1 protein-coding gene is annotated in these 204 nt (G+C 68.1%); it reads left to right on the forward strand.

Features of this window, described 5'->3' with window-relative positions; genetic code table 11:
• Nucleotides 1-204, forward strand: a 204-nt coding sequence (locus tag KM800_RS15370; RefSeq protein ID WP_217813854.1) for an N-formylglutamate amidohydrolase, incomplete at both ends; no start/stop codon positions are given.

The following is a 204-nucleotide window of genomic DNA, read 5'->3' on the forward strand; positions in this document are numbered from 1 at the left end:
GCCCTCGACCTGGCCACGCTGCGCCGGGCCGAAGACACCCACGTCGAGAAGATCTACGCCTTTGCCCCCGCGCTCGGCGTGGCCTGGGTCGAGGCCCATTTCCCCCGCATCTACCTGGACGCCAACCGCGATACGACCGAGCTGGACACCAGCCTGCTCGACGGTGACTGGCCCGATCCCATCTCCACCGATCCCAAGGTGCTC

Origin of the sequence: Clostridium tyrobutyricum (assembly GCF_019144085.1) — a bacterium.
Classification (GTDB): Bacteria; Bacillota; Clostridia; order Clostridiales; family Clostridiaceae; genus Clostridium_B; species Clostridium_B tyrobutyricum_A.